Source organism: Pseudoalteromonas sp. BZK2, from assembly GCF_014349195.1.
Classification (GTDB): Bacteria; Pseudomonadota; Gammaproteobacteria; order Enterobacterales; family Alteromonadaceae; genus Pseudoalteromonas; species Pseudoalteromonas simplex.
In genome coordinates, this window is record NZ_JACSOG010000046.1 from 1 (window position 1) to 14,455 (window position 14,455).

Genomic DNA, 14,455 nt, shown 5'->3' on the forward strand with positions numbered 1-14,455 from the left:
ATTTAATATTGTATACAATATGTAATAAGTGTATATTTTTGATGTCTAAGTTAAATAGACAATAAAAATCAACAGGAAAAAGGGAACATTCACATGTTTACATATAATAAAAAACAAACTCGGGGAATAGGCATAAAATCGCTGTTAGCAACGGCTGTGACGGCTGCATTAATAATGACTCCTACAGTAAAAGCAGTTGATGGTAGCAGCATTGTTAAAGGTCATGTAGTGGCACAAGCTGGCAACGATTTAACAGGGGCTACAATAACTTTAAAACATAAAAGTAAAGGCTTAGTGTATACCATTACCAGTAATAATGATGGTGACTATTTACTGCGCAATGTGCCAGTGGGCACTTATGATGTAACCATTAGTAAAGAAGGTTTTGAGCCATTAGTTGAAGAAAATGTAGCCGTAACTATTGGCCAATCAATTATTCTAGACGCGCAATTATACAAAGCAGGTAGCGATATTGAGCGTATTGCCGTTACGGGATCCGCCATTCGCCGTGTTGATATGGCCTCGTCTACCTCAGGTCTAACATTCAGTGATGCTGAATTAAAAGCAATGCCAGTTAATACAGGCTTTGAAAGTATTGCTTTGTTAGCTCCAGGTACAGCGGCACCGGGCGGCGCAAGTTTTAATGGTGCTTCAAGCTTTGGTGGTTCATCAGCAGCTGAAAATGGTTATTACTTTAATGGCTTAAACGTAACCAGTATTCGTACAGGTTTAGGCTCAATTCGCTTGCCATGGGAAGCTATTTCACAAACGCAAGTGAAAACGGGTGGTGTTAGTCCTGAATTTGGTGGAGCACTTGGCGGTATTGTTAATGCGGTGTCTAAGTCTGGTGATAATGACTTTAACTTCGGTGCAGAAGTACGCTGGGATCCTGATAGTTTACGTAGTCAGCACGACTCTATTTATCAAGAAAATGGCACTATTAGTACAAATACACAGCAAAGCAGTTACGATTTTAAAGAACTTCAGCTCTGGGCCAGTGGTGCAATCATCGAAGATACCTTGTTCTTTTATGGTTTGTTTGCACCACGCCGTGAAGAGTCTACTGGCGCTGGCCAAACGACTTATTCAGATTTTGAACGTGATGAGGACCGCTGGTTCACGAAGGTAGATTGGTTTATAAACGAAGATCACTCTGTAGGATTTTCAGCGATGAACAACAAACGTACATGGACTGATAAAACCTTTGCTTATAACTGGCAAGAGAATGTGATTGGTGAGCAGCAAGGCGTGAATGCGCCAGGGGAAGATGGCGGTAAAGTATATAGCTTAAATTATAATGGCTACCTAACTGATACTTTTTCTGTTTCAGCAGTTGTTGGGCGAGTGACTGAAAACGTTGAAAATGTGGTTGCATCACCAAAGCCAGGTGTTTGGGATGAACGTGATGGCTTTGTCACTTTGAGTCAACATACAAACTCGTCTGTGACTGAACAAGAGTTTACGCGCGACCAAGCAAGGATTGATTTCAATTGGGATCTAGACATGCATTCAATCCAGTTTGGTATTGATTACACTAATGTGAAAGTTGATTACTTTGAAGGTCAAAACGGTATTGGTGATGCTGAGGGATGGTGGACAGTTAAAACTGCCGGTGAAAATGATGTATCTGGTGCTTCTTTGGGGAGTGACTTTATAGAAAGACGAGTTCGAAGTCGCGAAGTCGATTCAGATACAACTTCACTCGCTTTTTATATTAATGATTCATGGCAAGCAACCGATAGTTTAGTGCTTAACATGGGGCTACGCTATAGCCAGTTTGAAAACACGGTATCAGATGGTCGTGCCTTCGTTGATATTGACAATCAAATAGCACCGCGTTTGCAAGCTATTTATGATGTGTCGGGTGATGGCAGTGCTAAGATCTTTGCTACATATGGGCGTTATTTCCAACCAGTCTCTGCGAACATGAATATTACCCAAGGATCTGCTTCGATTGAATGGTTTGAGTACTTTGAGTTAGATGAACTAGACGCAAACGGTGCACCAAGTTTAATGACTGATGGTTCGCCAAGCAGAGGGGACATGCTACGAGATAGGCGTTGGCGCCAGCGTGGTATTACTGAACCAGGGTTAATTGCTTCATCTTCATTAAAACCAATGTACAGTGATGAATTTACTATCGGCTACCAGCAAGAAGTGTTCGATACTATGTCAGCGGGTGTACGCGCTATTTATCGTGATCTTGGACGCAGTGTTGAAGACACTGATGTCGGCCCGGTATTAGCTAAAAAGCTGGCAGAAATGGGTATTACCGATAACGTGGGTCAAGGCTCTTATTATGTGCTTAATAACCCAGGTGAAGCTATTCAAATGTCATATGATTTTGACGGTGATGGCCAGATTGATGAGGTTAATTTAAGTGCTGATGAACTTGCTTTACCAGAGGCGAAGCGAAAGTACTTAGCACTTGAGTTTACCTTAGATGGCAATGTGACGGATGATTTACGTATTAACACCTCATATACCTGGTCGCATAGCTATGGTAATACTGAAGGATTAGTTAAAACGGATAATGATCAAGCCGACCCAGGCTGGACAACCTCTTATGATTACGGTGACTTGATGGATCATGGTTATGGTAATTTACCTAACGACCACCGCCATGCATTTAAATTCAGTGGTGCATATAACATCACTGAAGCTCTGACCATAGGTCTTGTTGCCCGAACGACTTCAGGTCGCCCAAAAAGTTACTTTTCAGTTCACCCCGCGGGCGTAGATAGCTGTGCAGAGGGCAATCCTTGGGATGCGTGTATTAGCCAGTATTATGATCAAGCATCACATTATGATGAAAATGGTAATCCTGCTCCTCGTGGTAGCAAAGGAAACCTACCTTGGTTAACGAATGTCGATATGTCATTGACTTATTACACGGACTTTTTTGGTACCGATATGACTTTAAAAGGCACCGTCTATAACTTATTTGATGGTGATAGTGCTATGTCAATTGATGAAGAGCGTGCGCAGTACGGTGAGAATGGCTTAGAACTGAATCCAGACTATGGACTAGTCACGGGGCGTCAAGGCGCGCGTTATGTGTCTTTAGTTGCACGTATAGAGTTTTAACTCCCTGGTGAAACAGCTGTTTGAAAACAGCGGACTAAGCTATTTATCTTAGGGTAATTTAGTGTGTTGTTTTGATGTTTAAGCACATGCTCATTTGAGCCATACAGCCTTAATGCTGAGCAGTAAACTGCTTGGCATTTTTCGTATAAATTATAAGGTTAACTATGACGAACAGTTTATTTTCTCATTGGCAACAGCCTAAAGATGGTTGGCTGCAAGTGGATACTCTTGATATGCATACCGGGGGTGAACCTTTACGCATAATCATTGATGGGTTTGCTGAACTACAAGGGCAAACCATGATTGAAAAGCGAGCTGATTGCCTAACAAGATTCGATCACCTACGTAAAGCACTGATGTTTGAACCCCGAGGTCATGCTGATATGTACGGCGCGTTGATCACAAAACCTGAACGTAAAGATAGCCATTTTGGCGTACTGTTTTTACATAATGAAGGCTATAGCACAATGTGTGGTCACGCTATCATTGCGCTTGCCACTGCAGCTAAAGATAGCAGTATTTGCAACTTTATTGAAGGCGTTAATGAGTTACGTATAGATACACCTGCAGGGCTTATCAAGGCGTATATTACTCTTCGAAATAACCAACTAATAAGTGTTTGTTTTGATAATGTTGCAAGTTATGCAGAAAAACTTGATATGCCAATAGAGATACCTCTGTTTGGTACCGTCAATTGCGATATTGCTTATGGCGGCGCTTATTATGCTTTTGTAGATGCTGATACTTTGGATGTAAGTTTGGCGCCCAACGATCATGAACAAATTATTAGCTTAGGAAAAATCATTAAGCAGCATGTTAATAGCCACTACCAACCAAAACACCCGACCGATGATGCATTAAGCTTTTTATATGGGGTGATTTTCTATTCAAATTCACAAAAAAGTCATTCTGTATTTAGTCGTCATGTCTGCATTTTTGCTGAGGGCGAATTAGATCGCAGCCCTACTGGTACCGGCGTGAGTGCCAGAGCTGCATTAGAGTTTGCAAAAGGCAGGCTTAAATTAGGACAGCAAATAAAAATAGAGAGTATTTTAGGCTCTATATTTTCAGTTGAGCTAAAAGCGCAACGCATGTTAGCTGATACCCATGCAGTAATACCTAGAGTGAGCGGTGAAGCCTTTGTCACTGGCAAACATACTTTTTTAATTGATCCAAATGATCCCCTAAAGCAAGGATTTATATTTCGATGAAAAATCAATTTACCTCTCGCCAACAATTACTAAAGCAGGCATTAAAAAAAAATGGGTTAACAGCACTACTCGTATTAGGCCATGAAAATATTCGTTACTTAAGTGGCTTTAGCGGTAATGCTGCTTACGCGTTAATAACTGCGGAGGAAAGTGTACTAATAACCGATTATCGCTATTTTGGCCGAGCTCAAGAAGAGTCTATTGGCTTTGAGGTTGTCAGCCGTGATCGTGATAGTGAAACATTAGGTCAGTGCATAAATCGTTTTTTAACGACTAATAGTCAATTAGGTTTTGATGCCGCTTTTATTGATGTTGCACTTTGGCAGCAAGTGGCAAGTGAGTTAACTAGTCATACAGTTACACAAGTTACCGGTATGGTTGAACGTTTACGCATGGTTAAAAATGATTGGGAAGTCGAGCAAATAAAAGCGGCTGCGGGCATTGCTGACGAAGCGCTTAGACAAACATTACCCTATTTTAAAGAAGGTGTAACAGAGCGAGACCTAGCGCTGGAACTTGAATTCAGAATGCAAAAACTAGGCTCTGAAGGAATGTCGTTTGCCACTATTTTAATGTTTGGAGAGCGTTGTGCACTGCCTCATGGCAGCCCGAGTGAACGTACTCTATCTAAAGGTGATTTTATTACTCTTGATTTTGGCGCAGTGGTTAATGGTTACCGCTCTGATATGACTCGCAGTTATGTACTTGGTAAAGCTTCAAAGAAACAATCAGCAATCTATCAAAGCGTAAGTAATGCTCAGCAAGCAGCGATCAACCTACTCAAAGCAGGTGTTGACTGTCTAGACTTACAAAACATCTCACAGCAAGTACTCGATGACTCTGGTTTTGGTAAATGGGCAGGGCAAGGGTTGGGCCATGGAGTTGGCTTGTTTTTACATGAGTTGCCCTTTATTAATAAAAATTGCCGCCATGTATTAGAGGCAGGTAATGTGATCACGATTGAACCTGGTATTTACATTCCGAATTTTGGTGGTGTGCGAATAGAAGACGATATTTTAATAACTCAAAATGGTTATGAAGTATTAACCCACGCCCCTAAGCTGTTCGAATTGGAGGGGTAGGATGAAAGTAATAGATCAAACGCAAATTGATGCTGTCCTAGATTTTGACTCGCTTCGCATTGCTTTACAAAAAGGATTTGCTCAGCAGTTTACTATGCCCAAGCGTCATGTGTATGAGTTAGATAAAACAGACACAAACCATGACGCATTTGCCGTATTACCAGCATGGAATGAACAGGTTATTGGAGTAAAGGCATTTACCTACTTTCCAAGTAATACTGATAGTGAGTATGCGTCACTTTATTCAAAAATAATGCTGTTCTCTCGTGCTCATGGTGAACCTCTTGCTCTAGTTGATGGTACACGTGTAACACTTTGGCGCACAGCTGTAGTATCTGCTTTGGCAAGCTACTATTTATCGCGAAAAGATAGCCAGCATTTAGTGTTTTTTGGCAGCGGCAATTTAGCTGAGTATATGGTTCGAGCACACTTGAGTGTGCGCGATTTTAAATGTGTAACGTTAATTGGGCGTAATCAAGATAAAGTTGCTGTTTTACATAATAGCTTACAGCGTGCATTTACTGATATTGAGTTTGTTATCGGACAAAGTTGTGAAAAAGTTATTAAAAGTGCCGATGTGATCAGCTGCGCAACAGGTTCACCAACGCCATTATTTAAAGGTGGTTGGTTAAAGCCTGGTACGCATGTTGATTTGATTGGTAATCATCGCTGCGACTCGCGCGAATGTGACAGTGTTACTATCGCACAAAGTAAGGTATATGTAGATAGCAAGGAGAATGTTCTTGCTGAAGCTGGTGAATTGTTGATTCCTATTTCTGAGGGAGTTTTTGATGAAGCTAATATATCCGGCGAGCTTGCGGATCTAGCTAAAAAAAATAACTATGAGAGAAAATGTGAATCCGATATAACAGTATTTAAGTCTGTTGGCACAGCGTTAAGTGATCTTATAACTGCCCATTATATTTATAAGTCATTAAAAAAATGAGTAGCTTATTACTTTTATTATTAGGGCTTTGTTTCGTTATGTTGAGCTTACTAACATTTATAAGATGGCTCAGGATTCGTTATGATAAGCAACATTGGCGAGTTTGTAAAATTGTAAACATTAACAATGTAATTGATAATAACGTGCGCAATTTAGAGCTTTTGCACTACAAGAGGATGTTAGTCAGCTATAAATTCAAAGGTAATTTTTATAGTGTTTTTGTTGCTTTTGATCAGCAGCTTATAGCCCAGTTTAAAAATGGGATTGATTGTACAATTTTAATTGACTCTAACAATCCTAATGTCACTTATCTTAATAGTAATTGCTGGGTGAAATACTGTGGAGTTTGGCTTTTTTCGGGCATTATTTTTATAGCTTCAAGTTTTTTAACTTCTAATTAAATTGTAATGTCTAAGTTAGGTGGTTGGTTGAGTGTATAATTGTAGATGTCAACATACTTTCATCTCAAATGAGAATTGTTAGAGTATGGCTTTCATACTGCCGCATTAAAATTCGTGATGATGAACTGCGTTAGTGGATATAATAGAAATGGCAGAATTAGTTGGAAAGATGCTAATAATTATCAGTTAATGCATGTCTACTCAGCTTCTCATACTTGAAAGAAGTGTTGCTTGTTTTCTGAATAGTAATGAGCTATGCCAGTTGAATAGCACCATTACAAGTCTAAATACTTAGTATAGCTAAAGTTGTTAGTAATTTAGAAATTCATAATGTTTAAAATTTTAAAAATTGATCGTAGAATTAAAAAAATTCTGTGTAAGACACTTTAAACAAATGTCCCAAGATAAATACGTATCAATTACAGAAGCAGCAAGATATGCTCGAGAGAAAAAGTTATCCTCAATTAAAGAATGGCTTGAGGCCAGTGAAGGTGATGAATTTCCAGAGTCTATGCCTAAGCGCCCACCTAATGTATATGGCTGTAAATGGTCAGAAGTTTTAGCTCCTAAAAACTCACCTGGTTGTGGGCGATTCGTTGAGTTTCATGAAGCTTGCCGAATTGCTCGGACATTGGGTGTTGAGACGATGACGCAATTTAGGGAGTTGAGTAAAGAGGGTGGTAGGCCTGCTAATATACCATCAAATCCAAATCTTCATTACAAAAGTGAATGGAAAGGTTGGGTTCATTTCTTAACTGGAAAAACTGAGTAAAGATTTTAGCTGTTATTAGTATTAATCATCAGTCTTTTTTCAAATCTGTTTTTATTTCAAGCACGCAATGGAGTTGTAGTTAATACTTAGACTGCTAATGGTAGTATGTCATGTCGGAGTTTTGTCACCTAGCAGAGCCACTATTTTGGTTCGAGAATCGGAAAACCAAACCTTCAGCTGTAAAAACTAACTCCACTTTCCCTAAATTATCTGTCAAAAATAGATTTTTTTCAGGCATTTCTGAAATCCATTTCAAGTAAATTAATAATCTCAACTTAATAGATTTTCAAATTTGTACCAAATTCAAAAAGGAATTCTATTTAGAATAACAACTTACTTTGGGTTCTAAAATGCTATTTCGTAAACTATTACTACTAGCCTTGGTATATATATCTTTCAGCACTAAAGCTGAAACCACAGTAAATGTTGATCCTGTAAACACCTTGTCTTCTAAAAGCTTACTAAGTAGTAAAACGGATGAGCCGTTTACAATAATAAAGGTACCAACATTGTACACCTTGGACGGAAATAAGGCTTTTGGTGAACAGCAGATCACATTTAAGTTACATAGTGACGCACCAAGCTCTGTTGTTGTAAATGGAATTACTGTAACAAAAGGGCAAACTGTTCAATTTGACAAGGCTGTTAACTCAGCTGGCGGTCTAGATATTCCAATTTACCCAGGGGTAGTTGGATCATCAGGAGCTGCAAATTATACCATCACTCTAAGTGTCAAAGGGGCAACATGCCCTGAAGATTACATTTTATCTGGCGGAATGTGTTACAGAACCACGACTCAACCAGCAATTAAAGTATGTCCATCAGGTTATTTGTACAGTCTCAATTCGGGAGGTTGCTCTAAAACATATACAGTAGACGCCACTAAGAACTGCCCTGCAGGTACAACGTATTCAAATGGTGTATGTATGGGTTCATCTAGCTCGCCTGCTAGCTCATCTTGTCCCGCTGGATATACGCGCTCTGGAAGCAACTGTTATAAAGACACTCAAATTGATGCTACTAAGAATTGCCCATCTGGTACAACATACTCAAATGGTTTATGTCTAGGTTCATCTAGCTCAGCAGCAAGCTCATCTTGCCCCGCTGGATATACGCGCTCTGGAATCAGCTGTTATAAAGATATTCAAATTGATGCATCTAAGAGTTGTCCATCTGGTTATAATGTTTCAGGTAACCAGTGTAGAAAAGTAGAGCAAACGGATTTTATCTACATGTCATGCAAGCCTAGTTATGAAGAGGCTGGGCCAACTAGTTATTGCCCTAATGGAAGTTCATTTGATCCAAATTCAACTAATTGTACACTAACGAATAACTCAGGTTCCCAATGTGCTTTAACCAAATATGAAGGGGGGAAGTATGTCTGCGGTTCTGGTGAAACCTTAATTCCTTCAGTCTATCCAACTTGCCAAAAAAAGAATGGACAGACAGTGCCTGCATCATATTCATGTCCAGCTGGAACCGTTGATTTAGGTTCTGGGGTATGGCGATGTATGTCAAATACATCTTATGCTGCGGATAAATATTGCCCAAGTGGATATACAGATGGCGGTGTTAGCTGCGAAAAAGTACAAACTACCAGTATCACTTACTCTTGCCTATCACAATACAGTTTGTCAGGGTCGAAATGTAATAAGAGAGAGAGTGCGAGTTTGGTTTACTCATGTCCAGCTGGTGGCACATTAAATGGCACTAGCTGTGTTAGCTCTACATCTACTGCTGTGACTTACTCTTGTCCATCACAATATAGTTTGTCAGGGTCGAAATGTAATAAGAGAGAGAGTGCGAGTTTGGTTTACTCATGTCCAGATGGTGGCACATTAAATGGCACTAGCTGCGTTAGCTCTACATCTACCGCTGTGACTTACTCTTGCCCCGAAAATTATATTCTATCAGTGGATCTGTGTAGTAAAACTGAAGAAGTTCCAAGCACTAATACTTGCCCTGCAGGTTGGAGCCTAGAAGGGGAGGAGTGTACTAAAACCGAATCAGTTGCACCATAATACCTTCCATCAAGTCCAATTTTTAAAATTGGACTTGGTTTAAAAACACTTCAACCAGAAACATTTTAAAAAATAGATTAAATTTCAAAATTACTCTTTTTTCCCGCCTTTTAATTAGAAACAAGCTGTAAATTATATGTAGTTATTCGAACTTGGTATTTTACATATGTCATTGAAAGATATTGGAAATAAAATTCAAAGGGCTTTAAATGTATTTTTAATGCCTTATCCAGAGCTAATTAAAAATGGGGCTGGGACCAGTAAACAAGAAATGAATGATATTGGTTTTGCTATTTTCTCGGAGCTGAAGTCGGCAATGGATATCATTTCTGAATTAGGGAGAACACCAAGCATAGCGCCAATGGATTTAAACCAACTTACCATTCCAGCAGATGTATTTTTAAATAATGAAGATATAAGAAACGCTATTCTAAAAAATAATCCAGATGTCACTTTAGAATCTTTAGCTGAAATGAATGGCCTGTTTATAAACCCAAAAACAGGTGATGTGTTTAAGAAACATGCTCAGCTAAGGATTTAAGATGGACATAAATTTGTCAAAAGGCTTTGCTGAAGCAGAGAAAAACTTAAAGTCTGCTCAATCATTATTGCTTGCTAAGTATGATGTCTCTTGGATATCCAACCCGGAAAAAATAGATTTAGATCGAATAGCGTTAATAGATAAAGAAACTTTAACCGAAATTAATGACGCTCTTGAAATGATCGCTCAAGCCAAAGATGCTCATGAATTAGAGAGGGAATTATGAAAACTCAGTTCTTAATTTGGTTTTTAATTGGAGTAATTATATTTCTTTTGGACTTCATGAAATTTGATACAGAAAATATAAAATGGCTGTTCGCTGTAGTGGTTGGTGAATTTATAATTGCCTTTATTTTCTTATCAAGTAAAGTTGGCAGCTTTAAGTAATCCTTGTAAATTAGTTACTTAAGTCCGATACTGGTTAGTATCGGACTAATCTTCCGATACGAAAGTTAATATGCTCTTACTAATAACTCTCCTTATTCTCAATATTTTATTGCGAGAATACATAAAGCAAAGCAACACCAAATTTTCAAAAATATTGTTTTTGATTGGGATACCTCTGCATGAAGCTGCTCATTATTTTATAGCCCGATTAACCCTAAGGAAAATTGTACACTGTAAGTTCATACCAAATTTTAATATGTCCCCACCTGCATATGTTATTTATAAGAGCGGCTCTTCAATTGGTTCTAAAATTATTGATTTACTCATTGGCATGGCGCCTTTGTACTTAGGTGCAATTGCAATTTATTTTATAGGCCCAGAACCAACCCAACCAAACCCTTATGTTTCGTATTTTCTACGCTGGTTGGTGGTTTTAGCTATAGCTCAATGCATGCTTCCGTCATGGCAAGATATTAAGAATTCAATGCCTGGTATTTTAATATTTTCGATACCTTTTGCATTAATTTACGCCAATCTAAATCTTGAGCTAAGTATTTCAGATGACAACATAAGGGAATTTCAAATCGTATTGACGACTCTTGCAACTTACCAAATGATTGGAGTGGCATTTATAAAGTTGCGCATGATCATTGTATAAATTACGGTTACATAGCAAACTGATATCAACTGACATATGAAAGGAAGCTCTATGGAATTTAAAATTACTTAAATGAATTATAATGAGGAATTGGGAACGATAATTAGAAACAGCGATAGTCAAGGAGTACAAAGTGTCAAGTGCAGCAACACTTTGTGTTCTAACGCAGCTACTGTAATAAATTTTGAAGTAAGTCAATTTCCTTGTCGTGGCAAAGAGCGTTATGGCGGAAATCAATATGAGAGTTGCCCGCGCCTATTTATCGTCGAACCATTAGATGAAGCCAAAAAGTAAAATGCAGTGTTTAATTTTATCTTTTGCTTGGTAAATTTCGGAAGTAAAACATCCCCCTTCTACCTAGAAAAATCTTTTTAATTAATAGAGTCTAATTTCCCAAGATTCTATTTTATAGTTGATTTAACATAATATTTAAATTGCATAAATGGGCATTTACACAAGTATAGTTAGGGTGTATAAATGTACAGTGCTTATGTTTTCGTATGAATTTAATTTATGAACAGCAGATTGGAAAAGATTGTCGATTTAAAACAGCCTCAATTACCGGCTACCAAGATTAAACAAAAATTAAATGAGATTTATGTAAACCCTAAATGTCCGATATTTAATTATGTTAACTCTTTGGCGGCGGATACATCCAAAGAGACCGTCACTCGATGTTTGCAAGCAATTGTAAAACATACCGGCTACACATGTTTTTATGAAATTAATTGGGCAGAAATTACTTCAACTGATTTGAATAGCCTTATCCATAAACTAAAAGCCAAGGAACTTTCTCCAAAAACGATTTCATTATATGTATCCGTTGTAAAAGGTGTATGTGAGCATGCCTATTTGTTAGGGCAGATTTCTAGATTACAGCTAGATGGTATTCTAAAAGTAAAGGGAGAAACCGGCTCTAGAATAAAAAAACATCAGGTAATTTCTCGTTCTGGTTTCCAAGGGCTTTTGAAGAGAATAGCAAGCTCAAACCCAACTAATAGAAGTAAAAAGCTGAGAGATTTGGCGCTTTTTCATATTTTAATTGGTACTGGGTTAAGAAGAAGTGAGTTGGCCACAATAGAGATTTCATCATTAGTCTTAGAGCTTAGTAGCGAAGATAGAGTTACAGTAAATACTCAGTATTTGAAGATTATTGGTAAAGGTAATAAGGAAAGATATGTTGCGATCCACCCTGTTACAAAAAGTGCTTTGGAAGACTGGCTGAACGTTCGAGGTATAAAGCCTGGCCCGTTATTTGTCAAAGTGTCACGTAGTGGAAATATTGATGTTGAAAATAGTAACCCTTTAACTGGCAGTGCTATTTATGAACTTTGTAAAAAATATAACACTGTTGCTCCCCATTCTCTAAGACGATCTTACGCGACTTGGCTCGATGAAAAAGGCGTAAAGATAAGCAGAATTAGTAAACTTCTTGGCCATTCAAAGGAAGTTACAACTGCAATGTATATAGTAGATGAAGATTCAAAGGCATTTGAGGATGTGTTGAATAATTTGTTTTGATATCTAAATTTTTGTTACTTATTGTTGTTTTTCGGCAAGTTTCTGATATTTATGGGTTTGTGTGGTTACAAAAAGTGACATGAAACAACATAGATTTTTGTTCATTTTAAATTTATCTTTTTTTGTTAGAATACAAACTATATAAATAGTGAACTTACAAGAATTACTAAACATGGCTGATACATATTTTAAAAATCTAGATGAAGACTCAAAAAAAAAATACGTCTCGCAAGTTTTAGAACGCTGCAAGCAAGTGTGGGGAGTTGATGAGTTATATGAAATTGAAGATGAAAGTGGACGAAGAGCTTTAGGACATAATGCGAGCACTATGAAAATGTGGTTTAGCCGCCCTTCTATGCCATGGGATTTTATTTTAACTACAGCGATTAGAAGAAATGTAAGCCTAGACTACCTTCTTCTAAACATAGATGAAAACACAAGTCTAGAAGATGTGAGACCTGAAGAGCTTCTTGAAACTGTGAATAAAGTAGTTGCAAGTTCGTTAGAAGAAAGTGCTGATTTTGGAATTATTGATCCTACTTTTGTTCCAACTATTACTAAGAAGATTAAGACTTCATTAGAAGATGCCTTAACCATCAAAGCCAAACCTTCAAAATCAGCCTAGGAAAAATTTAAAAAGCCAGAGTATCCTGGCCTTTTTTAATCAGACTGGCGAAGAAAGAGTAATTTTTCTGTGAAAAGATGTTTTACTTTAGTAATAAATGTTGGTGCAAGAAATGCTGTAAGTAATATCAGATCGTTTATATTTACCGTAATAGAATAGAAGAAGCCTAAATAGGGGTTAAAATCATCTTGAGTAATATAAATTGACAACAAAACTAGGTGCAAGACAGAATTAATCAAAAAGATACACATCGTGGTTATTGACGCATCTGAATATCCTTTACCCTTTCTTATAAAAGGAAATAATAAGGCAATGAGAAGCGCTGTAATGCTATCAAAGAGTGAGAACATCAAGTACATATTGACTATACCATCTATAAAACCACCCGCTTCTCTCAAGTACTCCAGAGCAATTAAGTAATCAGTTGATAAATAGGATATTGTAACAAATGTTACTAAGCACAGATGTGAGAATGATGTTTTTTTAAAGTAGGCTTTAATGATAGTTAGGCAGAAAACCACAAAAAGTAAGCCTGAAAAGCTCATTAAGTATTTAAAAAAGAAGCCACTAGCCCCTATAGTAAATAACTCGTTATAAGAAACTACAAATGCTTTTATATATTCCATATTAAGCTCTGCGTTTGTAGCTGGCTAAATTAACTACATTTTCAGGCTCTATCTTGGATTCATAGGCTGGGGTAATACGACTCTTTTGAGGATAACCTTCTATTCCAGCAAGTTCAGCTTTAATTTCTTGAATTCTACGGAAGACAGAAGAACGCTCATCATTAACTGGCAGTCCTTTCATGTAGACTTCCAGTTGAATTGACTCTTGAACCAACTTTCTGACGCGCTGCGCTATTGCAAGAGAGCGGATAAATTCACGCTTTAAGAAAACAGCTAAAGAAATCACCCAAAATAAGAAGCAGAATAAAAAGCTCATTAAGGCTATAGGTGAGGCTCCCATACAAACATCCAATTCTAACTACTACATCGGATTTAATAATAATGTACTGAGAGTTTACCAGCAATAGTTCTTTATTATTGCTTTTATGTGACCAATTGTTATCTATCGTCTGGATCTTTGAGGAAAAGAGTATACGATTACACAACTGTCTGTTTTAGGTGAGAAGGAACCATGAGTGTGGCGTAAATAGCACTACAAACGTCATTTGCTTCATTCAAATTTATAATTTTTGGCAAT

At 37.7% G+C, this 14,455-nt stretch carries 13 protein-coding genes; 11 read left to right on the forward strand and 2 right to left on the reverse strand.

All coding sequences use genetic code 11. The features are described 5' to 3' along the window. Positions 1 to 93: 93 nt before the first annotated feature. The 11 genes from BIZ38_RS19485 (at position 94) to BIZ38_RS19535 (ending at position 13,252) form a co-directional block, all read left to right on the forward strand. Positions 94 to 3,087, forward strand: coding sequence for a TonB-dependent receptor domain-containing protein (locus tag BIZ38_RS19485; protein ID WP_187491057.1), 2,994 nt, complete (start codon positions 94 to 96; stop codon positions 3,085 to 3,087). A gap of 164 nt (positions 3,088 to 3,251) precedes the next feature. Continuing rightward, positions 3,252 to 4,298, forward strand: coding sequence for a proline racemase family protein (locus BIZ38_RS19490; protein ID WP_036973854.1), 1,047 nt, complete (start codon positions 3,252 to 3,254; stop codon positions 4,296 to 4,298). Next, positions 4,295 to 5,380, forward strand: coding sequence for a M24 family metallopeptidase (locus tag BIZ38_RS19495; RefSeq protein WP_187491058.1), 1,086 nt, complete (start codon positions 4,295 to 4,297; stop codon positions 5,378 to 5,380). Before BIZ38_RS19490 ends, BIZ38_RS19495 begins: the two co-directional genes overlap by 4 nt. Position 5,381: 1 nt before the next feature. Further along, positions 5,382 to 6,326: an ornithine cyclodeaminase family protein gene (locus BIZ38_RS19500; RefSeq protein WP_010557838.1), complete on the forward strand. Its 945-nt coding sequence runs from the start codon at positions 5,382 to 5,384 to the stop codon at positions 6,324 to 6,326. 750 nt (positions 6,327 to 7,076) lie between these two features. After that, complete coding sequence (locus tag BIZ38_RS19505; protein ID WP_138602603.1) at positions 7,077 to 7,499, forward strand: hypothetical protein; 423 nt, start codon at positions 7,077 to 7,079, stop codon at positions 7,497 to 7,499. Between the two features lie 350 nt (positions 7,500 to 7,849). Next, positions 7,850 to 9,520 (forward strand): hypothetical protein, encoded by a 1,671-nt coding sequence (locus tag BIZ38_RS19510; RefSeq protein WP_187491059.1) that lies wholly within the window; start codon positions 7,850 to 7,852, stop codon positions 9,518 to 9,520. Positions 9,521 to 9,686: 166 nt separating this feature from the next. Beyond that, positions 9,687 to 10,061: a hypothetical protein gene (locus BIZ38_RS19515; RefSeq protein ID WP_187491060.1), complete on the forward strand. Its 375-nt coding sequence runs from the start codon at positions 9,687 to 9,689 to the stop codon at positions 10,059 to 10,061. Position 10,062: 1 nt separating this feature from the next. Next, complete coding sequence (locus BIZ38_RS19520; RefSeq protein ID WP_036973860.1) at positions 10,063 to 10,287, forward strand: hypothetical protein; 225 nt, start codon at positions 10,063 to 10,065, stop codon at positions 10,285 to 10,287. A gap of 231 nt (positions 10,288 to 10,518) precedes the next feature. Continuing rightward, positions 10,519 to 11,106 carry a hypothetical protein gene (locus BIZ38_RS19525; RefSeq protein ID WP_187491061.1) on the forward strand — a complete coding sequence of 196 codons (588 nt, stop codon included), beginning with the start codon at positions 10,519 to 10,521 and terminating at the stop codon, positions 11,104 to 11,106. A 525-nt stretch (positions 11,107 to 11,631) separates the two neighbouring features. Beyond that, positions 11,632 to 12,627, forward strand: coding sequence for a tyrosine-type recombinase/integrase (locus BIZ38_RS19530; protein WP_187491062.1), 996 nt, complete (start codon positions 11,632 to 11,634; stop codon positions 12,625 to 12,627). A 172-nt stretch (positions 12,628 to 12,799) separates the two neighbouring features. Further along, entirely contained in the window at positions 12,800 to 13,252 is a 453-nt protein-coding gene (locus tag BIZ38_RS19535; RefSeq protein WP_187491063.1) for a hypothetical protein, read from the forward strand. Between the two features lie 35 nt (positions 13,253 to 13,287). On the opposite strand, the gene BIZ38_RS19540 is transcribed toward BIZ38_RS19535, so the two are convergent. Further along, entirely contained in the window at positions 13,288 to 13,878 is a 591-nt protein-coding gene (locus tag BIZ38_RS19540) for a hypothetical protein (RefSeq protein ID WP_187491064.1), read from the reverse strand. A 1-nt stretch (position 13,879) separates the two neighbouring features. Continuing rightward, complete coding sequence (locus BIZ38_RS19545; RefSeq protein ID WP_187491065.1) at positions 13,880 to 14,218, reverse strand: hypothetical protein; 339 nt, start codon at positions 14,216 to 14,218, stop codon at positions 13,880 to 13,882. Positions 14,219 to 14,455 lie beyond the last annotated feature (237 nt).